Raw genomic sequence first — 25944 nt, forward strand, 5'->3', positions numbered from 1 at the left:
GAAAGGGGGCGCAGAGGCAGATTATGGATGTGATACCGCACACTAAACCCGCTCAGGACCAGCCGAAGGATCAGCCGTCCGCGGGCAGCTCCGCTACCCAACGCCGCTGGCGCTGGCTGATCAGGTTATTGATATTCATGCTGCTGGCAGCGCTGGCGGCGGCGGTTGCTTACGAACTGCACACGTCACGGCTGCAAAGCCGCGAGCTGTCCCGCTATGCCGCCACCCTCACCTGGCAGCTGGCACCGGGACCAAGCTCCGCCGTTACCTTTCCTGATGCCGGCCCCTTTAATGAGCGCCTGGGATACACTCAGCTGCCTGGGCTGATTAACCGCCTGCAGCAGCAACATTTTGTAGTAGAACAGCAAACCCGTTTTTCCAACGCTCTGCTCAACTACAGCAAGCGTGGCTTTTATGTGCCCTATACCGAAAAAACCCATGCCGGACTGACCCTGGGTGACTGCCGGGCAGAGCCGATTTATGAGCACGCCTATCCTGCCTATCAGTTCGCGAACTTTGATGAGATAGCGCCACAGATTATTAATACCCTGCTGTTTATTGAAAACCGTGCCCTGCTCGACAACAGCCAGCCGCTGGCTAACCCGGCGGTTGACTGGCCGCGCTTTATGAAAGCGGCCCTGTCGCAGGTAGGCAGAGCCATGGAGCTGCAGGACGATTCATCCGGCGGCAGTACCCTGGCCACCCAAATTGAAAAATACCGGCATTCACCGGGCGGGCTGACTCACTCGGCTCAGGAAAAACTGCGCCAGATGGTCTCGGCCAGTGTGCGCGCCTATCAGATGGGGCCGGAAACCCTGGCCGCCCGCAAACAAGTGGCACTGGCTTATCTGAACTCAGTGCCACTGGCCGCGGCACCGGGCCATGGTGAAGTGCATGGTTTGGGTGACGGCCTGTGGATCTGGTTCAATACCAGCCCTGAGCAGGTTAACAGGCTGCTGAACCCGGCCACCGGCACCGGCTTTACTCTGGCAGAGCGCGGGCTTGCCCTGCGTCGGGTAGTGGCCCTGATGGTGGCGCACCGCCGGCCGTCTTATTATTTGTTTGCCGGCCGTAACGAGCTGGAAGCCACGACCGACAGTTATTTACGACTGCAGGCAGACGCCGGGCTGATTGCACCGGCGCTGCGCGATGCCGCCCTTGAGCAACGGCTGCAGTTTCGTAATTTCACCACAGAGCCGGTGCAACACAGAGTGGAAGGCAATAAACTGCTGTATGCCTCCCGGGGGCGGCTGGCCGGATTGCTGGGGCTTGGCTATTACCAGCTGGACCGGCTTGATCTGAGCGCGCAAACCACCCTCAATGCCGAGCTGCAGCAAAAGGTCAGTCACTATTTAACCTCGCTGGCCAACCCGGACACAGCCCGGGAAATTGGCCTTTATGGCAAACGGCTGCTGTCTCCGGAAAAAACCGGTGACGTGCGTTACAGCTTTACCCTGTTTGAACGCACCGAGCACAGCTTTAATGTGCGCGTGCAAACCGACAACACCGGCCAGCCCTTTGATATTAACGACAGCAGCAAACTGGAGCTGGGCTCCACCGCCAAGCTCAGGGTACTGACCACCTATCTGCAAATGGTGGCAGACATGCACCGGCTGCACGGCAACAAAACCCTGCCGGCCCTGAAAGAGCTGGCACCGCACAAAAACGACCGGCTCAGCCACTGGGCCATTGACTATTTAATGCGCCATCCTGAGCGCAACCTTGAACATATGCTGGCCGACGCGCTTGAGCGGCGCTTTTCTGCCAGCCCCCACGAGCGCTTTTTTACCGGTGGCGGCCTGCATACCTTTGCCAACTTCCGCAAAGAAGATAATTACCGCCGCCCCACACTGACCGAAGCCCTGCGGGAGTCCATTAACCTGCCCTTTATTCGGTTAATGCGCGAGCTGATACGTCACTCCCTGTATCAGGATCCACAGCGGGCGCAACTGCTGACCGACGACAAGGATCCGCAGCGGCTGACCTACCTGCGCCAGTTTGCCGACAAGGAAGGCACGGTATTTTTGCGCCGGTTCTGGAATAAATATCAGGGCAAACCCACCGAGCAACAACTGGCGGCATTTTTTGACAGTGTGCGCCCTCTGCGCAGCCGCATGGCCGCGGCACACCGCTATTTGTTGCCGGAAGCCAGTCTGGTGCAATTCAGCACCTTTATGCGAGAGCGCCTGCCTTATGATCACAAGCTCACCAGCAGCCATATTGAAAAACTCTATGATCAGCACGGACCCGGTGCCTGGAGCCTGCCTGATCAGGGTTATATTGCCCGCAAACATCCGCTGGAGCTGTGGCTGCTGAGCTATTTGCGCCAGCACCCGGACGCCACCTTTACCGATGTGGTCAATGCCAGTGCCGAACAACGCCAGGAAGTGTATGGCTGGCTGTTTAAAACCCGCCACCGCAGCGCCCGTGACAGCCGCATGCGCACCATGCTGGAAATTGAAGTATTTACTGATATTCATGAGCGCTGGCAGCAGGTGGGCTTTCCGTTTGATCAGCTGGTGCCTTCGCTGGCCTCCGCCATTGGCAGCTCCGGCGACCGGCCTGCCGCCCTGGCAGAGCTGATTGGCATTATTCTCAACGACGGGGTGCGCCTGCCGGTAGTACGCATTAACTCACTGCACTTTGCCAGCAACACTCCCTATGAAGTGCATCTGGGCCCGGATATGCAGCGCGCCACACGAGTCATGCCGGTGGCAGTGGCCCGGGCGCTGCGCGGAGCACTTTCTCAGGTGGTGGAAGGCGGCACGGCACGCCGGCTGCAGGGCAGCTTCAGCCTGAATGACGGCACGCCGCTGGTGCTGGGCGGCAAAACCGGCACCGGCGATAACCGCATAGAAACCGTTACCCGCTATGGTCAGGTGATAAAATCTCAGGCCCGCAACCGCACCGCCACCTTTGTGTTTTATCTGGGCGAGCGCCACTTTGGTACCCTCACCGCCTATGTGCCCGGCGAGCAGGCCGATAATTTCCGCTTTACCTCGGCCCTGCCGGTGCAGGTGCTGAAAGGCATGGAGCCGATATTACGTCCCTATCTGCAGCCCGGTGCCCAGACCCTGTGCCACCAGCAGTTTGCCGCCAGCGAAAGCACACCACGCAACGACGGCTGACTACCGGCTTACCGCGCTAAACGATGGCATAATGGGCTGCCCCAGGGTGCGCCGCCACAACCAGGCAAACTGTGTGCGGCTGTGGCCCTCACTGAACTGGCGGGGCTGACTCAGGGTCTGCCAGCGGCCGCTGCTGTCTTGCTCGGCCACCGTAAAATTAAACACATATCCCGGCTCCTGCCCCATACGCAGATCGGTGATCACCAGCTCATTGTGCCGCTCACTCAGGCGGAAAAACCCCTTGGTAAACCAGATCATGCGCGCCACATAAGGCTGATGCTGCCACTCGCCCAGCAAGGCGGCATCGGTGGGCTGAAACACAAAAGGCGTGGGCTCGTCATCCAGCAAAGACACATGCCCCTCCCAATACCCATTTTCTGTCATGGCCAGCACCCGCCACAGCACCGTATTCAGCGGGGCCGGCGTGACCAGCAGGCGCTCGGCGCGAATGCCTTGTTCCGCCAGCAGCGCCCCGGCCCTGTGCTCGGCCATGCCCTGAGCCACCAGACTCCAGCCCAGATACACAGTGCTGAGCAGCAAACCAAGCTGATTGGCCCGCAAACGGCGGCGGCGCAGGGCAAACCACAACCCCACCAGCAGCGGCAGGGTATACAGAGGATCAATAATAAACACACTGCCGGCCCCGAAAGGATAATCGGTAAACGGCTGCCCCAGCTGAGTGCCATATACGGTCATAAAATCAATCAGCACATGGGTCATGAAAATCAGCCAGATGGCCAGAGTCCAGGGCAGCCAGCCCCCACGCCGGCACAGCAGCCAGCCAAACAAGGGGGCGCACAGAGTCAGGTATAACAAGGCATGGCTGGCGCCTCTGTGCTTGGTCATATTGCTGATGGGATCACCATAATCAATGATCACATCCAGATCGGGCAGGGTACCGAAAAAAGCCCCCGCCAGCGCTGCCTTGCCCACGCCCGAGCGACGCCCCATTGCCGCCACACCCACAGCGGCACCCAGTGCCATTTGAGAAACCGAGTCCATAATGCCTCACGCTAAAAAGTCAGCTTTCACTCTACAATCTGATAGCATGTGAGTCCTTGATTGTTAAGTACTCATCGCCATGTCACATTCAGACCCGATTACTTTGCCCGCCATTGCTCCCGTAGCCAATCCGGTGTTACAGCAGCAGCTTCAGCACAAGACTAACAGCAAAACCAAGCCGCCGGGATCTTTGGGCTTACTGGAAAGCCTGGCCATACAGCTGGGGCTGATTCAGCAAACCACCTCGCCCGCCATTATTCAGCCGCAGGTGCTGGTGTTTGCCGCCGATCACGGCCTGACCGCCGAAGGTATCTCGGCCTTTCCGGCGAAAGTCACTCCGCAAATGGTGCATAACTTTTTGCAGGGCGGCGCGGCCATTAATGTGTTTGCCAGGCAGCACCAACTGACACTGCAGGTAGTGGACGCCGGCGTGAATGCCGACTTTGCCCCTCACCCGCAACTGATTGACCGCAAAATTCGCAAAGGCACCCAAAACAGCCGGCATCAGCCCGCCATGACCATGGCAGAATGCTGTAAAGCCCTGCACACCGGCATGGCGCTGGTGCGTGACCTGCCCGGCAACCTGCTGCTGGTGGGTGAAATGGGCATAGGCAACACCTCGGCTGCCAGCCTGTTGCTGGCACGGCTGGGCAACTTGCCGGTAGCGGACTGCACCGGCCGCGGCACCGGACTTGACGATCAGGGTCTGAGCCATAAAACCCGCGTATTGCAGGCCGTGCTGGAACACCACAGTGATGCCAATACGCCCCTGCAGGCGCTGGCCGCTCTGGGCGGACTGGAAATTGCCATGATGGCAGGCGCACTGATCCAGGCCGCCAGTGAACGCCGCATGTTACTGATGGACGGCTTTATTGCCGGCGTGGCCCTACTGGTGGCAGAGCAACTGGCACCGGGCACCCGCAACTATGCGGTGTTTGGCCATGCGTCTGCCGAGCCCGGCCACCGCCAGCTGCTGCGGTTATTAAAAGCAGAGCCACTGCTGCAGCTGAACATGCGACTGGGCGAAGGCAGCGGTGCCGCCCTGGCCTATCCACTGCTGCAATCGGCCTGTGCTTACCTCAACGAGATGGCCAGTTTTGATGATGCCGGCGTCAGTGGTGCCGACACATGAAACACGAACTCACCCTGCTGCTGGTGGCCACCCAGTTTTTAACCCGGCTGCCCCTGCCCGCGCTCACGCACTTTAACCCCGACTGGCTGCACCAGAGCAGCCGGCACTTTCCGGCAGTGGGGCTGCTGGTGGGCGCGCTCAGTGCCCTGATTTACTGGCCGGCGCAACTGGTGTTCGGGCCACTGCCCGCCGCCGTGCTGGCCACGGCGTTCGGCATTTATATCACCGGTGCCTTTCATGAAGACGGCCTGGCCGATACCTGCGACGGTCTGGGCGGCGGCCTTACCAAAGAGCGGGCGCTTACTATCATGAAAGACTCCCGCCTGGGCACCTTTGGCACTCTTGGACTGGTGCTGGCGCTGCTGCTTAAAATTACCCTGCTGGCCAGCCTTAACCCGGCCCTGGCCATGGCGGCACTGGTGCTGGCTCACGGCGGCTCACGGCTGGCCTGCATCAGCCTGATCACCCTGCTGCCTTATGGCGGCGATGTAGAGCACGCCAAAGCCAAACCCATGGCCCAGCAGCTCACGCCCTTTCAATGGGGGCTGGCCAGCCTCTGGCTGCTGCCGCCGCTATGGTGGCTTGGCCCTCAGTTAAGTCATGTGCAACTCTTGCTGGCGGGCCTGCTGGCTGTGGCAGCCACGGCCTATATGTACCGGTTATTAAAACGCCGGCTCGGCGGCTATACCGGTGATGGTCTGGGAGCCACTCAGCAGCTGGCAGAGCTGGCTATTTATGCCGGTCTGGCCGCCCAGCTATGACGCTATATATCTGGCGTCATCCCAAACCGGTGAAGGTGCAAGGGCTGTGCCTGGGGCACACCGATGCCCCCGTGCAGGCCCGCAAACTGCGCCGGCTGGCTAATCAGATCCAGGGGTTTGCCCGCAAAAACAGGCTGCCACACATCATTTACACCAGCCCGCTGCAGCGCGCCGCCGGCGTGGGCCGGCTGTTGACCACACAAGGCTGGCAATGGCGAGTAACACCGGCACTGGCAGAAATACACTTTGGCAACTGGGACGGACGCCCCTGGAGTGACATCAGCAAAGAAGAGATTGACGCCTGGTGCGCCAACTTTGCCGGCTTTGCCCCACGCGGCGGAGAAAGCCTGCAACAACTGTTTGCCCGGGCAAAAAACTGGCTTGACCAATTACCCCCAGAGCCTGTGCTGGCAGTGGGCCACGCCGGCTGGATAAATGCCGCCCGGCTGCTGGCAGCGGGCCAGCCGGCACCCACCCAGCCCGCACACTGGCCCAGTTCCGTGGCCTATCGGCAGCGAGTGGTTATTTCAGAATTTCCAGCCGCACCGGCACCACACCGGCCCTGATCATGCCCACCTCACGGGCGGCCTGCTCGGACAAGTCGATAACCCGACCGCGGGCATAAGGCCCTCTGTCGTTAATGCGCACCACCACCACCTGATTATTACGCAGGTTGGTCACCTTCACCCGGGTGCCAAAGGGCAAGGTTTTATGGGCGGCGGTAAGATCATTTTTATTAAACCGCTCGCCGCTGGCGGTTTTGCGGCCATGATGGCGGCCACCATAATAAGAGGCCTTGCCCTCTCCCAGCAGCAAACCCTGCTTTGAAGGCGGCGCACTGGCATCGCTCTGCGAGCCACAGGCAGACACCCCCAACAACAACACCACACAGCAACAGCGCAAAAATAAACGCATCATCAAAACACTCGGTTGATTATTGCATTTCCAACCAGACCACCAGCGCCACCGCCTCCTCGGCAGAGCGCACCGTCAATTTGGGAATGCAGCAAATACCCAGCCCGGCGGCAAAATGGCGCAGGCTGGCGTTCAGTTCCGGCAGACATACTAGCTCCGGCACCCCCTGCCAGTACAGCCCGCCGGCCTGATTCTGCGACAAAACATGCACACCACCGGCACGGTCGATAAGCCTGTCACCCTCATGCCAATGGTGCTCATCAAGCACGGAAGCCCCGGCAATATGAATAAAATCATGGGTATCCGCACACTCGACAATAGCGGGAAACTGACAATTCATAAGCAAACTCAGACAAAAAAGAAAACTATAACAGGCGGGGAAAAGCTGAGGAATGGTAATGAGCGAGGCAGATTCACTGCATATCATCATTGATGGGCCAGCGGCCGTAAACGTTTACGTTTCTAAGCCGCCTGTGCGGCAGCGAACTTGGCGGCCCTCGCGGTGAGCTGATCCGAAGCTTTCTGAGCTGCCTGTGCGGCAGCGAACGCTGAAGCGGCAATCGACTACTACCGCGAGCTTTTCTGAGCTGCCTGTGCGGCAGCGAACGGCCTAACCGACGACGAGCTGGCGCTACTTCATTTCTGAGCTGCCTGTGCGGCAGCGAACGCCAGTCATGGCGTCAATCAGCAGGTTCAGCTTTTCTGAGCTGCCTGTGCGGCAGCGAACGCGGGAAACCCGACACCTCAGTGACAGCACACTTTCTGAGCTGCCTGTGCGGCAGCGAACCGCGGTGATTTCTGCCGCTGGGAAAAGCAACTTTTCTGAGCTGCCTGTGCGGCAGCGAACTTGGCGATGCCGTTCTGCGCGTTGGCCCATGATTTCTGAGCTGCCTGTGCGGCAGCGAACCCGACGAACCGGAAGGGCGGGCTGATGGCTTTTTTCTGAGCTGCCTGTGCGGCAGCGAACGATGATTACCCTTATCGCTGCGGCGACGATGATTTCTGAGCTGCCTGTGCGGCAGCGAACATGATTGAAAAGCCTTGGTCTTTCAGCGTCAATTTCTGAGCTGCCTGTGCGGCAGCGAACCGACTCAAGTTCGAGCGCATCCTGTGCTGCCGTTTCTGAGCTGCCTGTGCGGCAGCGAACTACCGCAAGTTTGGCCCCTGGGAGCGGGTGCTTTTCTGAGCTGCCTGTGCGGCAGCGAACCGTTGTTCGTAATGCTTTGTTTGTTGCTGTTATTTCTGAGCTGCCTGTGCGGCAGCGAACTTTTACCATTGGTGGGAAAATCACTATGTTCATTTCTGAGCTGCCTGTGCGGCAGCGAACACAACGCCAAGGGAAAAATCCACACTGCCGTTTTTCTGAGCTGCCTGTGCGGCAGCGAACATGAATCCGCCCTTTGACGGCGGCCGCTGGCATTTCTGAGCTGCCTGTGCGGCAGCGAACGACATTAAAAATATGACAGTGGACACCGCCAATTTCTGAGCTGCCTGTGCGGCAGCGAACATACGCCCGCGCGATATTGGTCTGGCCGGTCATTTCTGAGCTGCCTGTGCGGCAGCGAACTTCAACGGATGTGCTCATGGGTACGCCGTTCTTTTCTGAGCTGCCTGTGCGGCAGCGAACTGGATTGACCGCGCTCAGTCGTGGAAGGCGATTTTCTGAGCTGCCTGTGCGGCAGCGAACAACGTGCTGACTGTCGATGCACACGCCAACATTTTCTGAGCTGCCTGTGCGGCAGCGAACGGCGGCGCATTGCGGATCCGGGTTTACCTCAATTTCTGAGCTGCCTGTGCGGCAGCGAACATTATCTTAACGAACAGCACCAAGCGCTTATCTTTCTGAGCTGCCTGTGCGGCAGCGAACGAGCTAAACAAGATGGAATCCGACTTGGCACATTTCTGAGCTGCCTGTGCGGCAGCGAACCAACGAGGCTAGAGCCCTTGCTTTTGCCTGCCTTTCTGAGCTGCCTGTGCGGCAGCGAACTTCGCCGGTTACATGCCCGGCATCGCGCAGGATTTCTGAGCTGCCTGTGCGGCAGCGAACGTCAGCACAACGGCCAAGTCTTTTTTCATATCTTTCTGAGCTGCCTGTGCGGCAGCGAACGTAGAACTGCGTCTGTGACTGGCGAGCGCTCATTTCTGAGCTGCCTGTGCGGCAGCGAACGCCGACTGGCTCTTGATGCGCCGCGCGCCGTTTTTCTGAGCTGCCTGTGCGGCAGCGAACGGCTGGATCCGCCGGTTTATGTTTCTGCTCATTTTCTGAGCTGCCTGTGCGGCAGCGAACGCCACTGACACCATTGTGGCTTATTCTCAAGATTTCTGAGCTGCCTGTGCGGCAGCGAACGTATTCCACCCAACAACGCACACCTTCCCCATTTTCTGAGCTGCCTGTGCGGCAGCGAACGTCGAGCGTCATCAACTAACACTGTTCGGCCATTTCTGAGCTGCCTGTGCGGCAGCGAACCTGGCGCGTGGAACCGCAACGTTCAGCGCAAATTTCTGAGCTGCCTGTGCGGCAGCGAACTCTTTGTCGAACCCGATATGCAACTGCCGGCTTTTCTGAGCTGCCTGTGCGGCAGCGAACAGGCGCTTGTTCTCTGATTGCATTTCTTCCATTTTCTGAGCTGCCTGTGCGGCAGCGAACTATCAGAGCTGATTAAGCATTACGGAAGTCAATTTCTGAGCTGCCTGTGCGGCAGCGAACGCGTTAGTGCTTGCGTCACTGGTTAGCCTTATTTTCTGAGCTGCCTGTGCGGCAGCGAACAGCGAGCACTGCCCACAGCAATGACAAACCAATTTCTGAGCTGCCTGTGCGGCAGCGAACAGGGCATCTTTGTGCATGGCGCGAGGGTGACCTTTCTGAGCTGCCTGTGCGGCAGCGAACACCTGTGTGGCCTGAACAGCCCCTTGGCCCACTTTCTGAGCTGCCTGTGCGGCAGCGAACATGTATGCCAAGTGCCAGACCGCCGCCCCGCTTTTCTGAGCTGCCTGTGCGGCAGCGAACGGTAAGGCAACTGCTGCGCCAGCTTGGAACCATTTCTGAGCTGCCTGTGCGGCAGCGAACAGCAGCCAATGCGCATCACAGGGAGCGGATGGTTTCTGAGCTGCCTGTGCGGCAGCGAACTAGACATTAAAAACTGTAACGTCCTGATTGTTAAAGAACAATGTCTATGAATCATCCTTTGCCCCTTTTATTCTGGGGCAAAGTAAGTGATTGATTTAGTTGAGTTAGTTTTTTAGCCAGAAAAAAGGGTCAGAACCAGGGCACGGTTGCCATAGAGCTTAACCCATAGCTGCTGAAGGTTGCTTTTTGAGGCTGAGCCAACAGCTTTCCCTGCTCAATAAACAAGTGAAAGTTCTGTCCGGTGCTCTGGCTGCGCAATTGCACATAGGGTAGCTCCGGTGAACGTTCTACATGGCGGGGAATTGCTTCTGCCGCTTGCTCATAAGTTTCACCTTTGCGTTTCATTCGGCGGCGGCGCAAACGCTCACTGCTGGTTTTAAACTGCCGTCGTGACACGGTTCGGAACTGAGCATTATTCGGCACAGGTAAAACTTCCGAGCATTGCACATGATCGCTCATGCCTTTCAGCCAGTGCTGCTCCATCAGAACTGACAGCGCCTGCTTGGTTCCATGCAACCGAAGTCGTTCTCCCAGACCTCGGGGAGCAAGACTGTAATCCGGAAAACTGAGGCCGATATTGTTGGCTTTCAGTTCAACCAACGCACGGTGCAACTTTCCGAACAAAGCTCCCATCAAAAAATGCTGCGAAAACTCAGGATCCGGCAGCAACCTGATTTCAAGATAGGTATCCATATTAACCCGCCTCCCCGAACACCCCGCCACGGATCAGGGTGGCCATAACAAAATGCTGATCCCCTTCTGCCGGTACCTTGTCCTTCAGCACCCAGTTATCCAGCAGGTTATAAAAGTCGGCTTTGGCCTTGGGCTGACGATAAGCCTTGCCTTGTGTGGTCACCGAGCCATAAGGTTCAACGGCAATAGGGCCCAGCGGCACATTTTCATCCTGCGGATACCAGGTGTCGATGGTACGCAGCGCATTGCCGATTTTCTGGGAATGAATGCCGGCAATACTTTGCACCTGATAAAGAGTACGACTCTTGTCACTCTTGCCTTTGTCAAGGATCAGCTCCTGAGACGGAAACACTTCCTGGCCGGCACCCAGACGTGCAAAAGCGGTCACTTCCAGTAATACATGCTGTTCATTGGCCAGACCCAGCTCAATATGCTGCGCCAGCTCTTGTAAACCTGCGGGATTGTTGCCAGCTTCCTCAAAGTTGCGCAGAGAGTAGCTGTGAGCATCAAAATTCCATACCTGTTCATGCTTACCCTGTTTAAGTCTGGAGACTTGCACTTCCACCTGTTCTGCTCCAACCCGGTTACGCCACAGAAACCGGGCATTAGCGAGGTTACAGGCGTAACGTTGTGCCAGCGGCGCAAAACCATGTTGCTGCACATACTCCTTAATCACTTCGGTCAGCTTGTCCTGATAATCTGCATTGTTACAGGCAGAAGGGATACCGGCTCCCGCCAATACACGCAGCGTGAATTTCACCATCAGGGTGTCAGCATTTGCGGGGAGAGTCGCCACATCCACGGTCTGAAGGTTGGGGTTTTCAATGGCCGCATCCAGCTTAGCCGGATCCTGATCTTTGGTCTTCAAGCGGTTGGAAATGGTGCCGCGTACAGACTTTTCACGTACTTCCACAGGCTGCCAGTTGCTCGTCTGGTCTCGCTCTTCCCAGTTGCCCGCAAACATCAGCGCATCAGACACATCCAGCTTGCGCTCAAACGCCAGTACGGATGCAGTTTTCAAAGTATCTTGCTTGGCCATGTTCAAAACTCCTTGTCTTGCAGGTTCAGGGAATAATCGTTATTCAAACGGTAAGTGCCGGTATCAAGACCATTGTCCACATACCAGAGATAATCGTTAAAGCGCTCAAAACGGTGGGGGCTGAGCCATTGCCCGATGGAGTACAGCCCTTCCACAAACCGGAAAGGGGTAGTCTGATCACGGGCAGCGTCCACTGTGCCGGCATCGTACAGCTCAGATAATGCGGCAAACCCGATAGGAACGGGCACCAGCCAACCCGGATGATCCCGCCGAATACTCCATTCAACACTGTCGTCTACTTGCCGGCATTCATGATTCAGGCGAGACAGATCCAGCCAGGCGTCAAGCAAATCGGCGTCTGGATTTTGCTGTTGCCTCAGTTCAAGGTGCTGCTGCAACAGATCATCCCGCAGCACCAGGGCAAAGCCGGGCAACAGCTGTCGTGTTAAACGGCGCAGCTGCTTTTTACGAACGTCTGCGGCTTCATCCACGTTAATCAGCCAGGGCTGATGTACCCTTTGGCCAGGCAAGGCTGGCTGCACTGTGCCACCGGCCACACGCAGGGTGGCAACCAGGTCTGCCACTTGTTGAGCAAATGCCGTCTGGTCATTTAGCGGTTCATCCTGCAGATCCACTTCCAGGATCAAGCTAATCTCCAGATGAATACGCCCTTCCTCTACAATGGCGGCGGTTTTGCCGGTTTTATCCACGGGGTTACGTGTAAGGTGAAACGCCCGCTGATACCCTCCCTGAGTAACTTGCGCTTCATGGTGATGGCACACCACGCCAATGCCTGGAAAAGCCACTTTCAGGCCGGCGTCAGCACATTTGCGTTCAAGCGCATGACTCAGACCAGCAAAGGCCGTCATGGCCGGAAAGCCCCAGGTCAGGTTGCCGGAAATGGCATTGGCATTTTGAATGCGCAACCGCGGCAAAATAAGCAGGGTATTTGGTTCAGTCATCAAGCACCTCCCGCAGTGCATTCAGTTTTTTATGAACACGGCTCATCCACTCACTGTGCTCACCATCCCCTACCGGCAATTTGCCCAGCGCCTTGTTTACCTGGTTGGCAAAACGATGCTGTACCTCTCTTACCCACTCCCCCGCCATTCGGCGAGCGGCAACGTCTTCATCCTGTTCGGCACGCATGGGGTCAAGCCAGAGTTGCTCGGCCTCCACCAGCTGACAATCAGGGTCGGCAGACCAGCCCGGCTCCAGTTGCTGAAAATAAGCACTGAACAGGATCATTTCATCGATCAGGGCATCAATATAAGCATCTACCCGTGTGCGGGTCCGCAGATTGGCCGGCGGGTTGCTCAGCAAAAAATCACGTAATTTGGCCAATAGCCAACGGGGCTGCTGCTGACGCACAAAACGCGGAAACACTGAATCTGTCTTCAGGGGGGGGCGCTGGTCACGGCTTTGCCAGACCGGCGGCAGCGAGCACAGCAGGTAATTATTGCCACCACGCTCGCTATTAAGCTGGGAAATATTTTGAGGCTTGGTGCCGCCCAGTTTCTGAACAGCCAGGTTCGGATAATCGGCATACCCTGTTTCCGATACTTTATTATCACGCCTTGCCTGCCGGGCCGCCTTGGCCTCTTCACTGAACTTGTCATGCTGAATATGCTGATAGACTCTGTGTACCAATGATGACGGATAAAGTGGCGACAACAGGTGGAAATGATCATTTTGGGTGGGATCATCGCCGGTAAGCCAGTAAATCTGCTTGGCGCGCGTACTGGAGCTTACTTTACTTTTGTTATCAGTAATGGATGCAAAAGCATCAAGCCACTCCTGTGCCTTTGACGCATCATCATTCAAGGCCGACAGCAAAGCTGCATCCCGCTCCAGCGCTCTGGCCAGCAGTGTTTTGCCTTGATATTCCAGTTTGAGGAATTTATAGACATCCAGTGCAGCCGCGTTGCCAACTACATCGGTGGCATAATTTTCTTCAAGTAAATGGCTGCCAACCCAGGGGGGAGCGGCCAAGTGCTCAGGTGGTACAAACAAGCTCGTGCCTTTGGCATCTGGATGTATTGCTTTGAGCGTGTGAGAAACAACCTGCAGCTGCCCAACACGACGCGCTGCATCTTCCACCCAATTTTCAAACCGATACTGAAGCTGCAAATCCTGATATTTGGGATCATCAGGCTCCAGCTTTTCAAGCTTGGCCGCCAGTCGTTCATCAATAAATGACTGCATCAACTGGCGCAGCTCTGCGCTTCGTGCGCCGGGCTCCAATGCCATGTTGCCTCCTTAAGTTAAATCCATAACGTTAAGCCACAAGCGCCTCATTATCGGCGCACGGTAAACCCAAGGGCCGGGTGAAACTCCCAGCCATTGTCTTTTTGATCCAGTGACAGTGTGCCAAAGCGCTTTGCACATACATCGAGAGGCAGCTCCATTTTTTCGGCCAGCGCCTCCAGTGCAACCTGATAGTCTGCTGCGCCCCAGGTCACGACGCCTTCAGCACATGCAAGCTGAACCTGATGAAGAAGATGATCTACCGGAATGTACAGGTCTGTGCGGTGTTCTCGGCTGAACTCAACCTTGTGCAGTTGCACGTTTACACCGTCTTCATCGGGCAGCAGCACCAGGTCATCCTGTATGGCATGACTTTCCCGAAACGGCTGGCGGCGCTGCAGAATGGACGTCAGCATGGCACCAGAGTGCAGATAACAACTGGCAGCAGACAATGGCTGCACTGGCTCAGCCCTGCGCCGGCGGCGGTTACCACCAGCACTTACCTGTGGTATTTGTTGGCCCAGCATTTGAGCCTGCAGCCGGGCATGCTCCAGATCCACCAGGCTGGTTTTAGCGTTCAGCTCGCTACGGGGCAAAATTCGTGGTCTGGCATCAATCACATTCCGCTCTTCAGGCAACAGCAGCTGTTCCAGATCATGACTGCTCAGCAAAAAGTCAGCACTTTCAAAGCCAGGCCTGCAGAATGCGGGCTTGCCCTTGTGCTCCAGCGCTCTCAGGTTGGTATGTAACAGCGCAATATTAGGTGTCTCGTACACTTCCGGCCGGTGACGGCGAACCCGGCCGGCAAGCTGAATAAGCGAGCGCATGGAGGAAGGCTCCACAATAGCCCAGTCATAGTCGTGGTCCCTGCCGACCTCTGCTACAGGGCTGGCGAGCACAATAAACAGCTGATCCTGCTCAGTATGGCCATCAATTTGCCGGCGTATTTCCGGCAGCTCAAACACGGCATTGCTGTCTTTTCGGTTCAGTGCGCTATCCAGCTGCTGCTCAATGGCTGAACGGAGCAGTAACGGATATTGAGAGTGGTAAACACAAAGGTGAATAAGGGTGCCGGTTTCAGCACCCATGGCATAAATGGCTTTCGCCACCTCGACCATGGGTTCAATGTTGGCCATGCGTGCCAGGCCAAAACTCACCCGCTTGTGTGAGTAAGGATCCACCGAATGATGAGCCTGATGGAAAACCATGGCCTGCTGCATCAGATCCTTTGCAAACCCGTAGCGCAACAGCTGAGTCTGGCCGGTTAATGTGGACAAACTCGCCAGCTTTGCCCGCCGGCGTACGTCGTCCCGGGCAAGCTTCTGAGCACGTTTTTCCACAAAACGCTGGTGTGCCCGAGCGTAGCTCGCTTCATCCGGGCAGTCATCATGCTTGCGGTCATGCTCATCAAACCAGGCACAACAGATATTTACTGCCGTACCCGGCTCTCCCCTGTTGCGCTGAAATTGCTCACGCCCTGCCTTGTAGGCACGAAACAGCCCCTCTGCCAAAGAAGGAGGAATAGTGGCCGAAGACAGCAACACCCGGCTGCCAAGCAAGCCCGTCCAGTAAACCAGGCGGGTAAGGGCAGGCAGGTCGTTAATGTCGAAATCATCTATTTCATCCAGCACCAAATCGCTGCTGAGCAAACGCAACATGGGCGCAATCTGATGACCGCCCCGCTCGCTTTCCGTTGCCGGGATCAGATGATCCACCGTACACACCAGCACAGGTGCCGAAATAAGGGCCTTTATCCTGTCATCATGGCAGGTCGTTTTCAGTACCGGGTGCTCGGAAAAGTTGCCTTCAAACACCACATGGCTGTCTTCCGGTACCAGAGACTGGGACGATGCCGAGCCACTGGCCTCAGCCTGAGCCTCATAAAATTCATATAACTGGCGGCTGGCGCTGCCACCAACCCTGACAGCCAGCTCGTCATCTCCCAGATGCAGGCGCTCACGATAAGCCTGACCAGTTTGCAATGTGAGCGTTCTTAACCCCAATGCCACGGAAAATCGAGCACCTTGCTGAGGATTGGCCAACGCATAAAGAATGCGACCATTGGCCAGGGTTTTGCCACAGCCGGTGGAGGCCATGTTAATACCGAAAAAGCCCTGACGAGCAGCGCACGCCCTTAACCCTTCAGCCAGATCAAAAGCATGATCCTGCCACCGAAACCGCGCATGCTGGCTGCGCTTTCTGAAACCTTTATGGCGGGCCAGACGGGGCAAGTTTTCATTCAGAGTGGGCAGATGATGACTGACACTGCGGCTGACTTTGGCCACGCCCAGCAGATGCTCATCCAGCCGCTGACAAAGCTCGCCGGTTTTGCGGTTGGTATTGGCATAGAGAGGATAATCAGCTTCGCCCTTAACACGCTGGTTGGGTGCAGACAGGCTGGAATAATGATGGTCAGAAAGCATCAGCGACAAACGGGCCAGGTGCATTACATAAGCATTACTCAGCCAGCCATCAGGAGATCTCTCCAGACGCTGCTGTAAACGTTGCGCATATTTTGCAGCTTGTGTACGCCAGCGCTTGGTCGCCACCGGCAGTGGCGCGTCAAAGATCCAGTAAGGTGCTATCTCTTCGGGATCAGAATGGTCAGTGCGTTGATTCCACTGTGAGTCTATATCTGTCAGCGGTAACTCCAGCTCTTGCGCTCTCAGGCCTTCCAGAGTGGGCCTGCCTGGCAGGCGATGATGAGTGATAATCAGCCAGCCTATGGCCTGAGCCAACGGCGGTAGCGAGCGAAATGGATAAGGAGCCGTGTTATCCATTCCGTCCTTTACCAGATTATCCAGCCAATCATGCTGAAGACTATCCGCACCGGCCAGGCGAGAGAGCCAGCCAGCATCGTCATCCTTACCGACAAAAGACTGAAATAAACGCAGCGATATCCACTCGTGACGGTAAAGGTTGGCACCTTGCGGACCTTTACCCAGCAGCCTTTGCTGAAACGCCTTACAAGCCTTGCCCACATCGTGGAGCAATGCCGCCAGCGCTGCCAGTAACTTGATATCTTCTGCTGTATGCCAGTCGTTTTCATCCTGCTGGCGCAAAATATTGCGCCCTGTGGTGTTGGTCGGCACCGAACCCTCTGCATTAAAACGGCTGCTGTCACCCACGATCCACATCAGCTCACTATGATCCTTGCCCCTTATCCAGTGGCAAGCCACAGCCGTATTTTTACGGGCGGTTTTGCGCAATAATTTGCGTAAGGTAGTCAGACCATCCCAGGTTATGGGCGTTTGCCAGGCCCGGTCGCCCTTTCGTTCGGCAAACTGATCCAGAATGCGCCGGGTTTCTGTCAGGGCGTTTTTATTGCAACGGGAAATCAGCAGCACATTCATGAGGCCACTCCCCCAAGCTCTGTTGCTATGTCTTTGAGGGTGTCCACCATAAAGTCGAGGGCTTCGGCGCGGGTCAGCGATTCAATACAGTGCCGGCGAAACTCCTGCTCTTCTTCACCTTTCACCGCCGACAAAAACGCCTGAGGCAAGACCAGGGCGTCTTTCACCAGATCGGCGGCGTCAAACACCAGGCCTCCCCGACGGGTTTTGCCGTGCAGCACCGCCAGACCATGAGGCAAGCCCAGCACCCAAGTGGCGGTTGCCCCCAGGCCATAAGCCAGATAGTTACCATGATCCAGAAAACGGTTGGCCGGATCGGTGCCGCTGCCCCGCTTGGCTCGCACAAAATCGCCATAAGACACGGCTCGGGCCGCCAGCTTGAACAGATGTTTGGTCAGGCGCGCTTCTTCGGTTAATAAACCGGTTACGTTAACCGCCTGCTGAATATTCTGCCGGTGCTGCTCCAGCAGCGGCACCAGATGATCAGCGGCAATATCAAATCCCTGCTCTTTTAACTGACGGTTATCCAGCCAGTGCTTTTGCAACTGCTTCAGTCTGGCCAACTGAATTTTTCGTGCCGCTTGCAGCCGTTGCTCATCGTCAAACCAGAACCGTACCCAATTCTGTAAATATTCCGTGGGCCGATATTCACTTTGTGGAGAAAACCAGGCTACATCAACATCCACCTCATTGGCGCTGAACAAAGGTGTTCCGCCCCCGCCACAAAAACCAACCAGCACGCCGGCCTTGGCCAGCTCCCGCATGGCGGCCTGAGTCACGGAAGTGCCAGTACCCAGTAAAACTGTGGTGGTGTTGGCAATGGGAATATTCCAGTAATGAGAGCGACGACCTTCATCGGTGACGTATTCCACCCGACCGCCCTTCACAAGCACCCGGCAATATTCCAGATAATAAATATTGGCGCGCTTGGAGTGCAGTATGGTTTTCAGATCTGATGGTGAAAAATCATCCATGATATTGCCCTTACTTATAATAGCTACTTTTCTACTCTGCCCTTTCTGTTACCAAAGGCCAACCCTGTACAAAAAACATGTCGCCTCACTTTACAGGTCTTTAAAACAACCATTCCTTCACCTCATCGTAATTAGCCAGAATGAGCTGCTGGGCGGCGGGGTTGATGTCGAGCATTTTGGTATTTATCTGCATTTCACGCAGCAAATAGCCGGCCAGGGCGGCGCGGGTGTTTATTTCCAGCCGGCCGTTGTTCATGGCGTAGTCGTGGATCAGGGCTTGTTGTTGTTCGGGGCTTAAGCGGGGGTCGGGGGTGATGTGAAGGGTGATGTGTGTGTTCCAGCGGGTGTCGGGCGGCAGTGGTGCCAGCGGTTTACCTTCCGGTGTTGGCGTGCCGTGAAAGCGGCTGAGCACAAAATCGCGGTAGTTTTGTGCTTTTTCACACCAGGCACGCAGGTGCCAGCGGCTGCCGGTGTTTACAAAGAGCACCGGCACTATTATGCGGCCGTCGCGGTCACTGCTGCTTACCGCGCCATAGTCCACGTCCAGCCGCTCATGGTGGCGCAGGGCGTGCACCAGCGGGCGAATAACGTTTGGAGATACATTTCTGGCCGGTGGCAGCAGAATGGCATGTTCCAGCCGGTAGCCCGGGTCGGCGGGCATGGTGTGTGCGCTTTGGCCGGTCACCCAGTTGAGATATTCCGCCACGTCAGCGGAAATATGGGCAGGGTTGAAATGTTTGCCGGGCAAATAGCCCTTTCGTGACGGGCAATATTCCAGGTTACTGGTGTGATCCTGCTGATATTGGTTAATATCTTTGCTGGCCTGCTGCCGGCTGATGCCAAAAAACTGCCGTAAATGGCCGGTGGTCAGCCGGCCTTCCCAATAGCTGATTAGCTCAATTAGCCAGTAGCGGCGGTGTAGTTCGGGTTTTAGCATGGCGTCCGTGCTTTTTGTTTTTCATCATTAAAGGCATTTGGCACGGAAATAACAAGGGTATGTGTCTTTTTCTACTCCTCAATCTCGGAGCTGTCTTTTTTTATCAGCATTTTTCTCATCATGGCCGGGCTTCTGGGTACCAGTCCGGCTTTCAGCCCCAGCGGGCGAAATACCGCGTTCAGCACCGCCAGTGTGGAGCTGCCGGCGTTGCGCTCAATATCCGACAGGGTGCGCCGGCTCACTCCTACCATATTGGCGTAATCGGTTTGCGACATTTCCAGCAGTTCCTTACGCAGGGTTCGCAACAGCTCGCCTTCGGTGATGTCGCCGCTGAATAATTTATCCAACAGTGAGAACAGCAAGGCTTCTCGTGCGGCGGGGCTTTTTTTATTCATACCAGTCCCCAGTTTTTCAGTTTGTCGTCCAGGTAATCAAACCCCATTACCGGCATATTCAATATGCTGTCGGGCACACCCCGTGCGGCTAGTCTTGGCTTCAGCCCCGTCAGCTTGCCGGCGAGCGTTTGCAGCTCCTGCAGCAGATGGCTGGGTTCGGCAAGATCGGCAAGCTCCTCGGCAATAGCCTGCCAGTTGTACTTACCCCCCTCTTCCAGCGGGCTGCCCCAGCTGGTGGAGCGCGGCACCATTTCCGGATCTGCTTTCATGGGTGCAAAGTCATATACTGGTGCCAGCCAAATACCTTCAGGTGTTTTAAGCAAAGCCGTATTACGGCCGTGATTATCGGAATTACCAAAAGCCACATTCAACAGATCCCGCTTCACCCATTCACTCACAAACGCCTGGCGATCAAACGACTCGCCCAGTTCGGTAATGCGATATTGCTGCTCCAATAACGCAATCACGCTACGTAACACCTGCTGATGTTTCAGATAACTGCCGGGTGCCTTATTTAACACCGAATATACCGACTCCAGCCCATAGCGAGTGAGCTTGCCCTTTTTTATGGCCACATCAAAGCGGGGTAACCAGAGAGAAGGAAAGCGCTCACCTTCAAGCAGCTTCATATTGGCTGTGCTGATGGTCTCTATGCCAAGGCTCTGCAGCTCTTGATAATAATGATATTCGGCACGCAAAATATCGCAGTCGATGGCGCTTCTGTTATTACGTGGAAACTTCACCAGATAATGAGCATCCGGCGTGTAAAGATCATCCTGAAAGGTATCTATCCAAACTTCATTTTGAGCAGAGCAGCGCAGCAACAACTTTGGAGCCTCACCTCCGGCACCGGTGGCACCGCCACTGGCAGCACCCATTTGCTGCGCATATTCCAGAAAATCAGTATTGCGCTCTACTACTTCCGTTATGGCAAAGCGACGTTGCTTAAGAGTGCTGTTTGCCGGCAGCTCGGGCAACGATTCCTTGATGCGCAAGTTACCAACCGGCGCTATGGTGCCATGGCGCAGCAGCTCTGTGTCTTGCCGCTCTGGCGTGGTATTGCTTAACCCGAGCTGATTCACCCAATATCGGCGGGCTGCCCCCGCAGGCATAATGTCATCAAGAAAGCCAAACCATACTGGTGCCTCATGGGGAATCATCAGTTCAACCGGCAGCGTTAACCCGCAAGCATGTTCATCATCGCGATATTGATGGTTAACAGCGTAATCAAATTGATAGTCCAGCCGTACAGGGCCACTTCTTCCCAGCAGCGGCTTTTCCAGGGTCAGCTCGGCGGCATCGTGCCAGGCGTCACCATGAAATATCTGAATGGTCAGAGCAAGAGGAGCCATAACATCACCAATGTGCAAATTATTACTCAAATATACATCAAGACGTGATTTTTGAGCAAATTTACGCTCAAAACAAAGTGTTATCGATAAAATTGAGCATTTTCTTGCTCATGGGGAATATTTGAATAAAAAAACCCCGGCGTGCCGGGGTTAAAGAGACCAAACTACAGGGTTATTGCAACTATCAGCGCATGGTTCGCAGCGCGTGAATACGTTTTTCCAGCGGCGGGTGGCTCATTAACAGCTCGCTTTGCTGCTTGCCGTTAATACCAAAGGCCGCGAGGGAGCCTTCCAGTTGTGATTCGTGGCCGTGGCGCAGGCGCTCCAGGGCGGCGATCATTTTTTCACGGCCGGCCAGGCGGGCACCGCCTTCGTCGGCGCGGTATTCGCGCTGGCGGCTGAACCACATCACAATAATGGAGGCCAGAATACCGAACAGCAGCTCCAGCACCATAACGGTAATAAAGTAGGCAATGCCGCCCATACCGCCGCCCTGCTCTTCTTCATCATTGCTGAGAAAGCCGCTGATCACGTTGGCCACAATGCGGGCAAAGAACATCACAAAGGTGTTTACCACACCCTGAATAAGGGTGAGGGTCACCATGTCGCCGTTGGCCACGTGGCTTACTTCGTGGGCCAGCACGGCTTCGGCTTCGTCACGGCTCATGCTGTACATCAGGCCGGTAGACACCGCTACCAGAGCGTTGTTGCGGCTGGCACCGGTGGCAAAGGCGTTCATGTCGGGCGAGTCGTAAATGCCCACTTCCGGCATGCCAATGCCCGCCTGCTGAGCCTGGCGCTGCACTGTGGTCAGCAGCCAGTGCTCCATTTCATTACGGGGTTGTTCAATCACCTGCACGCCATAGCTGCGCTTGGCCATCCATTTGGAGATGAACAGCGAGATGGTGGCACCACCAAAACCAAACACGGCGCAGAACACCAGCAGGCCGCCCATGCTGCGGCTGTCTATGCCCAACACGGAGAATACGATGTTCAGCACCACGCCCAACACCAGCACCACGGCCAGGTTGGTGGCAATAAACAACAATATGCGTTTCATCAATGCTTTCCTTACATCAGGGAACTAAAGACATAATATGTCCGGCAACGGGAATTTCAAGATCTCCCTGATGAATTATTTCAGCAAAGGGGCCGGATCGATATAGCTGACGGCAGTACTGATCTCTTCTTCCGTGAGCCTTGGCAGCTCCCCCAGAAACGGCGCTTTGATCAAGGCTTTAAGGGTGGCGGCGTTTTCTTCATAGTGGCTCATGTGAGCATCTGCCCGGTTGAGCACCCAACCGGCCACCACCAGGCCGTCGTGACGAATGGCCTCAAGGGTGAGCAGCGCATGATTAATGCAGCCAAGGCGCGCACCCACCACCAGAATAACGGGAATGTGCTCTTTTTTTACCCAGTCGGATAAAAACCGGCCCTGCCCCAGCGGCAAGCGCCAGCCGCCTGCGCCTTCCACAAAAATCCAGTCGGCGGTGGTTTCTTTCAGGCGGGCCAGGCCTTCGGTAATGCGCGCCGGCTCAATGGGCTCGGCAGCCTGCTCGGCGGCAATGTGCGGGGCAATAGCGGGAGCAAAGGCGTAGGGATTGTGCATGGCATAAGGCAGTTTAATGCTGGACTCGGCCTGCAGCGCCAGAGCGTCTTCGTTTTTAAGCTCGCCGTTTATCAGCTCACAGCCCGAGGCCACAGGCTTGTAGCCCAGCACCTGTTTGCCGGCTTCTTTGCCGGCCTGCATGAGCGCGCGGGTAACAAAGGTTTTGCCCACTTCGGTGTCGGTGCCGGTAATAAAAAAGGTGTTAGCCATAAATAACTCCATATGCCAGCCGGTAGGTGGCCACACAGTGGCCCTGTTGGTTTTTAGGATAGATGAGATTAAGCCGCTGCCAGGCGTTTTTGCCCAGCAGGCCAGTGCGCCGGTTGTGGTTTATCTGGTTGGCACCAATGCCTTTTAAGTCTTGCAGCAGGGCTTTCAGCTCGGGGTAACACAGCTGCTCGGTGCCGGTGTGCAGTTGCCAGCGCCGGCCGGTGGCGGCCAGTTGCTCTCGCAACGTCTGCGCTTGCATAAATTGGTTGATATGGGCGTGCGAGTCTATTGCATGCCAGCTGCGGGCCAGCTCAGCCAGGCTGCCATCCAGCAGGGTGGAGAACACCATAACGCCGCCGGGTTTGAGCCGCGCGCTCCAGTTGCTGAGCCAGGCGGCGCTGTTGCTGCTCCACTGCAGGCACAGGTTGGCAAAAATAAAGTCGAGGCTTTGCTCGGCCAGCGGCGGCGCGTCCATGTCGGCGCACAGGGGAATCATGTCGGCACGGGTGCCGGCCTGCTGCAGCATGGCGGCAGACAAATCCAGCGCCAGCAGCCTGTTCGCCCGTTGTTTCAGCGCCGGCCCAAACCAGCCGCTGCCGCAGCCCAGATCCAGCCCCACGTCTGCCTGAGCTGGCAAGTGCGCCAGCAAGGTCTCGCCGCTGCGCCGCTGCAGCTCGTTGTGGTGGTCGTAACTGTGGGCGGCACGGCTGAAGGCACGGGCGACTTTTTGTTTGTCTATGTGTTGCATGGTTTTCTCTACAGGGCGGCGTGTAATGCATTGATCAGCTGCTGCACATCGGCTTTGGTGTGAGCGGCACTAAGGGTAATGCGCAGCCGGGCACTGCCTTTGGGCACGGTGGGCGGGCGTATGGCACCGGTCCACAGGCCTTGATGTTTAAGGGCGGCGGCCAGTTCAAGGGTTTTGTGCTCTTCCCCCACTATCAGTGGCTGAATGGCGGTGTTGGACGGCAGCAAGGTAAATGGTAGCCCGCTCACCCCTTCCCGAAACTGCCGAATAAGGGTCTGCAGGTGGTCGCGTTTGTCATCGGCTTGCTGCACCAGCCGTACCGCGGCCAGCACGGCGGCGGCCTGGGGCGGCGGCAGGTGGGTGCTGTAAATGTAGCTGCGGCCCAGGTTGTGCAAATAGTCAATCAGCGCGCGGCTGCCGCCCACAAAGGCCCCGCTCACGCCCAGCGCCTTGCCGAAGGTGCCCATAAAAATGTTCACGTCGCTGGCTTCAAGGCCCTGTTCAGCGAGTGTGCCCTTGCCCTTTGCTCCCAGCACACCCAAACCGTGAGCATCATCTATCATCAGCCAGTTACCCGACTGCCTTGCCAGCGACACCAGCCCGGGCCAGGGCGCAGTGTCGCCGTCCATGCTGAACACCCCTTCCGAGATAATGAGCCCGGAGTTGGGTGTTAATTTACGCTCAAGGGCGGCCATGTCGTTATGGGCAAAGCGCACCATGCGAGCCGGGCTGAGCAGGCCGGCTTCTTGCAGTGAGGCATGGTTAAGTCTGTCTTGCCACAGGGTGTGCTCCTTGCCCGGCAGCGCCTTAATAACTGCCTGATTGGCAGAAAATCCCGAGCTGAACAGCATTACCGCCTCAAGCCCCAGCCAGTCACACAGCGCCTGTTCCAGCTCACGGTGAATGGTCTGATGCCCCACCACCAGCGGTGAGGCCACGGCCCCCACGCCATATTGGTGCGCGGCTTGCTCACTGGCAGCCAGCAGTTCAGGCGCGCGGCTTAAACCGAGATAATCGTTGCCGGCAAAGTTGAGATATTGCCTGCCGCCGGCATACAGGCAGCGGCCGTCTACCCGCTCAATGGCCGGCAGCGAGCGTTTCAGCCCGGCGGCCTCGCGTTCGGCAAGGGATAAGTTAAAAGGCATTGAGATTCCAGCTGTAAGCTATAAGCCGGTAGGTTGGGACGAGTCCCAACTTACCTAACGCGCGGGTGTTTGTTCAACCCCACCCCGGCCCTCCCCTTATCAAGGGGAGGGAGAATCAGGCTTCGTAAAACAAGGGGGTTGGCGCATTTTGCTCGGCTATTTGCTCGTGCAGCTCTATTTCGGTCATTTCATCAGGCTTTTGGCTCACGCCGCTGGGGCGAATGCCAAGACGCTTGAACAGCTGCATATCGCTGTTTTCATCGGGGTTGGGAGTGGTGAGCAGTTTGCAGCCGTAGAAAATGGAGTTGGCACCGGCCATAAAGCACATGGCCTGCATTTGCTCGTTCATTTTTTCCCGGCCGGCAGAAAGACGCACATGGCTCTTGGGCATTAAAATGCGGGCCACGGCAATGGTGCGAATAAAGTCGAAATCGTCCAGCTCTTCCTGATCTTCCAGCGGCGTGCCTTTTACCTTTACCAGCATGTTAATAGGCACACTTTCGGGCTGGCGGGGCAAATTGGCCAGAGCCAGCAGCAGGCCGGCGCGGTCTTCCGGGCTTTCACCCAGGCCCACAATGCCGCCGGAGCACACCTTCATGCCGGCGTCGCGCACGTTTTCCAGGGTGTTGAGCCGGTCGGCATAGGTGCGGGTGGTAATAATGTCGCCATAAAACTCGGGGCTGGTGTCCAGGTTGTGGTTGTAATAATCGAGCCCGGCGTCGGCCAGCCGGCCGGCCTGATCGGCGTTCAGCATGCCCAGTGTCATGCAGGTTTCCAGCCCCATGGCTTTGACTTCCTGCACCATTTTCAGCAAATAGGGCATGTCCCGCTCTTTGGGGTTGCGCCAGGCCGCACCCATGCAAAACCGGCTGGAGCCGTTGCTTTTGGCCTCGCGGGCCCGCTCCAGCACTTTTTCCACTTCCATCAGCTGCTCGGTTTCCAGGCCGGTGTTATAGCGGGCACTCTGGGGGCAATATTTGCAGTCTTCCGGGCAGGCTCCGGTTTTAATGGACAGCAGCGTGCTTACCTGCACTTCGTTGGGATCAAAGTTGGCTCTGTGCACCTGCTGGGCTTCAAACAACAGATCAAAAAACGGGCGGTTAAACAGGTCAAGTACTTGCTCGCGGGTCCAGCTCATGAGGTGCCTTTTTTATTAAATGTGATGTGGCGATTGCTG

At 56.5% G+C, this 25944-nt stretch carries 21 protein-coding genes and 1 CRISPR repeat array; of the genes, 4 read left to right on the plus strand and 17 right to left on the minus strand.

What is annotated here, in order from left to right:
• Nucleotides 1-23 precede the first annotated feature (23 nt).
• Nucleotides 24-3128: a transglycosylase domain-containing protein gene (locus tag R0I78_RS08230; protein ID WP_410506573.1), complete on the plus strand. Its 3105-nt coding sequence runs from the start codon at nt 24-26 to the stop codon at nt 3126-3128.
• Here R0I78_RS08230 and R0I78_RS08235 read toward each other — a convergent pair whose 3' ends face one another.
• Entirely contained in the window at nt 3129-4130 is a 1002-nt protein-coding gene (locus R0I78_RS08235; protein WP_317074999.1) for a metal-dependent hydrolase, read from the minus strand.
• A gap of 79 nt (nt 4131-4209) precedes the next feature.
• Between R0I78_RS08235 and cobT the strand changes: the two genes are divergently transcribed.
• The 3 genes from cobT to R0I78_RS08250 are packed head-to-tail and all read left to right on the plus strand — an operon-like array spanning nt 4210 to nt 6589.
• Nucleotides 4210-5262 carry a nicotinate-nucleotide--dimethylbenzimidazole phosphoribosyltransferase gene (cobT, locus tag R0I78_RS08240; protein WP_317075000.1) on the plus strand — a complete coding sequence of 351 codons (1053 nt, stop codon included), beginning with the start codon at nt 4210-4212 and terminating at the stop codon, nt 5260-5262.
• A complete protein-coding gene (gene cobS / locus R0I78_RS08245) occupies nt 5259-6023 on the plus strand; it encodes an adenosylcobinamide-GDP ribazoletransferase (protein ID WP_317075001.1) in 765 nt (254 codons plus the stop codon). Before cobT ends, cobS begins: the two co-directional genes overlap by 4 nt.
• Complete coding sequence (locus R0I78_RS08250; protein ID WP_317075002.1) at nt 6020-6589, plus strand: histidine phosphatase family protein; 570 nt, start codon at nt 6020-6022, stop codon at nt 6587-6589. Before cobS ends, R0I78_RS08250 begins: the two co-directional genes overlap by 4 nt.
• Here R0I78_RS08250 and R0I78_RS08255 read toward each other — a convergent pair.
• The 16 genes from R0I78_RS08255 to bioB all read right to left on the minus strand — a co-directional run bounded on the left by R0I78_RS08255 (nt 6546) and on the right by bioB (nt 25905).
• Complete coding sequence (locus R0I78_RS08255; RefSeq protein ID WP_317075003.1) at nt 6546-6941, minus strand: septal ring lytic transglycosylase RlpA family protein; 396 nt, start codon at nt 6939-6941, stop codon at nt 6546-6548. The two genes, R0I78_RS08250 and R0I78_RS08255, sit on opposite strands and share 44 nt — an antisense overlap.
• Nucleotides 6942-6957: 16 nt before the next feature.
• Nucleotides 6958-7278 carry a DUF4144 family protein gene (locus R0I78_RS08260; RefSeq protein WP_317075004.1) on the minus strand — a complete coding sequence of 107 codons (321 nt, stop codon included), beginning with the start codon at nt 7276-7278 and terminating at the stop codon, nt 6958-6960.
• Nucleotides 7279-7397: 119 nt separating this feature from the next.
• A CRISPR array of direct repeats spans nt 7398-10065; the repeat unit is 28 nt; unit sequence TTTCTGAGCTGCCTGTGCGGCAGCGAAC.
• Between the two features lie 129 nt (nt 10066-10194).
• Entirely contained in the window at nt 10195-10758 is a 564-nt protein-coding gene (gene cas6f / locus R0I78_RS08265; protein ID WP_317075005.1) for a type I-F CRISPR-associated endoribonuclease Cas6/Csy4, read from the minus strand.
• A 1-nt stretch (nt 10759) separates the two neighbouring features.
• A complete protein-coding gene (csy3, locus tag R0I78_RS08270; RefSeq protein ID WP_317075006.1) occupies nt 10760-11797 on the minus strand; it encodes a type I-F CRISPR-associated protein Csy3 in 1038 nt (345 codons plus the stop codon).
• A gap of 2 nt (nt 11798-11799) precedes the next feature.
• Nucleotides 11800-12759, minus strand: coding sequence for a type I-F CRISPR-associated protein Csy2 (csy2, locus tag R0I78_RS08275; RefSeq protein ID WP_317075007.1), 960 nt, complete (start codon nt 12757-12759; stop codon nt 11800-11802).
• Entirely contained in the window at nt 12752-14047 is a 1296-nt protein-coding gene (gene csy1, locus R0I78_RS08280; protein ID WP_317075008.1) for a type I-F CRISPR-associated protein Csy1, read from the minus strand. The genes csy2 and csy1 overlap by 8 nt, the downstream gene beginning before the upstream one ends.
• 47 nt (nt 14048-14094) lie before the next feature.
• On the minus strand, nt 14095-17397 hold the full coding sequence (cas3f, locus tag R0I78_RS08285) for a type I-F CRISPR-associated helicase Cas3f (RefSeq protein ID WP_317075009.1): 3303 nt from the start codon (nt 17395-17397) through the stop codon (nt 14095-14097).
• Complete coding sequence (cas1f, locus tag R0I78_RS08290; RefSeq protein WP_317075010.1) at nt 17394-18371, minus strand: type I-F CRISPR-associated endonuclease Cas1f; 978 nt, start codon at nt 18369-18371, stop codon at nt 17394-17396. Before cas1f ends, cas3f begins: the two co-directional genes overlap by 4 nt.
• A 100-nt stretch (nt 18372-18471) precedes the next feature.
• Nucleotides 18472-19308: a WYL domain-containing protein gene (locus tag R0I78_RS08295; protein ID WP_317075011.1), complete on the minus strand. Its 837-nt coding sequence runs from the start codon at nt 19306-19308 to the stop codon at nt 18472-18474.
• A 71-nt stretch (nt 19309-19379) separates the two neighbouring features.
• The gene (locus R0I78_RS08300) at nt 19380-19703 is read right to left on the minus strand and encodes a helix-turn-helix transcriptional regulator (protein WP_317075012.1); all 324 of its coding nucleotides are present in this window, start codon (nt 19701-19703) and stop codon (nt 19380-19382) included.
• Complete coding sequence (locus tag R0I78_RS08305) at nt 19700-21055, minus strand: type II toxin-antitoxin system HipA family toxin (RefSeq protein WP_317075013.1); 1356 nt, start codon at nt 21053-21055, stop codon at nt 19700-19702. The genes R0I78_RS08300 and R0I78_RS08305 overlap by 4 nt, the downstream gene beginning before the upstream one ends.
• A gap of 184 nt (nt 21056-21239) precedes the next feature.
• Nucleotides 21240-22115 carry a protease HtpX gene (htpX, locus tag R0I78_RS08310; RefSeq protein ID WP_019935454.1) on the minus strand — a complete coding sequence of 292 codons (876 nt, stop codon included), beginning with the start codon at nt 22113-22115 and terminating at the stop codon, nt 21240-21242.
• Nucleotides 22116-22190: 75 nt separating this feature from the next.
• The gene (bioD, locus tag R0I78_RS08315; protein WP_317075014.1) at nt 22191-22874 is read right to left on the minus strand and encodes a dethiobiotin synthase; all 684 of its coding nucleotides are present in this window, start codon (nt 22872-22874) and stop codon (nt 22191-22193) included.
• Nucleotides 22867-23622 (minus strand): malonyl-ACP O-methyltransferase BioC, encoded by a 756-nt coding sequence (gene bioC / locus R0I78_RS08320; protein ID WP_317075015.1) that lies wholly within the window; start codon nt 23620-23622, stop codon nt 22867-22869. Before bioC ends, bioD begins: the two co-directional genes overlap by 8 nt.
• A gap of 8 nt (nt 23623-23630) precedes the next feature.
• Nucleotides 23631-24767: an 8-amino-7-oxononanoate synthase gene (gene bioF, locus R0I78_RS08325; protein ID WP_317075016.1), complete on the minus strand. Its 1137-nt coding sequence runs from the start codon at nt 24765-24767 to the stop codon at nt 23631-23633.
• A gap of 115 nt (nt 24768-24882) precedes the next feature.
• Nucleotides 24883-25905 (minus strand): biotin synthase BioB, encoded by a 1023-nt coding sequence (gene bioB, locus R0I78_RS08330; RefSeq protein ID WP_317075017.1) that lies wholly within the window; start codon nt 25903-25905, stop codon nt 24883-24885.
• Nucleotides 25906-25944: the final 39 nt, after the last annotated feature.

The organism is Oceanimonas sp. CAM02 (assembly GCF_032842915.1).
Taxonomy (GTDB): domain Bacteria; phylum Pseudomonadota; class Gammaproteobacteria; order Enterobacterales; family Aeromonadaceae; genus Oceanimonas; species Oceanimonas smirnovii.